Source organism: Candidatus Obscuribacterales bacterium, assembly GCA_036703605.1.
In the GTDB taxonomy this organism is placed as follows: Bacteria; Cyanobacteriota; Cyanobacteriia; order RECH01; family RECH01; genus RECH01.
This window is the reverse complement of sequence record DATNRH010000148.1, coordinates 1-1,122: the sequence shown is the minus strand read 5'-3', so window position 1 is coordinate 1,122 and position 1,122 is coordinate 1. Positions and strand designations below refer to the sequence as shown.

Below are 1,122 nucleotides of genomic sequence, written 5' to 3'. Positions count from 1 at the left end.
ACTATTGCCTAGGGTTCCCAGATCAAATTCTCGGACTGCCAAGTCACTGTACACGGCCGGTGACATGCCTAGGGTATAAGGAGTGTCGGCAGAGCCATACACATGAATCCAGTAGGTGCCGCTAGGGATAGTCCTGAGGTTAATAGCCTTTTCTACACCACTTGTCATGGAGGATGCAACGACTTCGCCCGCGTCGATAAATCCATTACTATTACTGTCTTGTAACAATTGCAGCCCTGCACTGTTGTTTAGCCCTGTTAGGGTAAGGTTGAGAGCTGTTGCCGAACCAAGGTTGAGGCGGAAAAGGTCAGATGTGTTGGTTGCGTTGAGGGTGCCTTGATGGGCCGTGGCGTTAGTATTCAAAGCATTCCATGTCCGTTCTTCAGCAATCACATCGTTGGGCGACTGGCGAGAGAGCCGCATTCGGTAGGCTGTGCGACCTGGGGTAAGAAGTTGAATTCGTGCAACATATTGTCCCTGTTGCAATCCGCTGAAATTAAGGGATTCTGGGTTCGTACCGGCATAGTTTGAGGAACCAATACGGGTGAGCCCAGAACTGCTGCTACGGAACAGCTGTAGCTTAACGTTTTGGGTTAAGCCACTCACCCCAATATTTAAGTTACCAGCACGGGCAAGACTAAATTGTAATGAATCTAGTGGATCGATGAAAGTCGTGACTCGGTTGTTAAAGGTAGTGCGATCGCTTATCGTACCCAAGTTATGAAGAGACATGGGTGTATCCTCCAGCAGTTGTGAAGGGATTATGGGCGATGTAGAACTCCGTGGTTCAATCTCCACCACGCTAACGTCAAAAATGATGATTCACCCCACCCTAGTGCTGGCATCAACCTGGATAAGAGAGGGACATCAAGGGGGCAATCGCTCTACTCACGTCATTGCCAAGCACAAGCTCTCCTTATCTGCCACATATCGATAAGGCGCCCGCATATCTAATAGGGTGTGAAAACTGGACAGAGAAACAGTAACTCTTTTTCTTACTTAGAGGTTCAGAGCATCATCCATGTAGTTCACATTGATTCTTAGTTGTTAAGACCATCTGCTGAACTCAGATACTAGCCTGCGAGGTGCCGATCGCCATTCTAGGCAGTCTCAATGATCAGG

General features: G+C 48.4%; 1 protein-coding gene. It reads right to left on the bottom strand.

Annotated elements, in window-relative coordinates; genetic code table 11:
• The coding region (locus tag V6D20_03085) for a PPC domain-containing protein (protein ID HEY9814778.1) at positions 1 to 732 on the bottom strand (732 nt) is incomplete at its 3' end.
• Between the last annotated feature and the right edge of the window lie 390 nt (positions 733 to 1,122).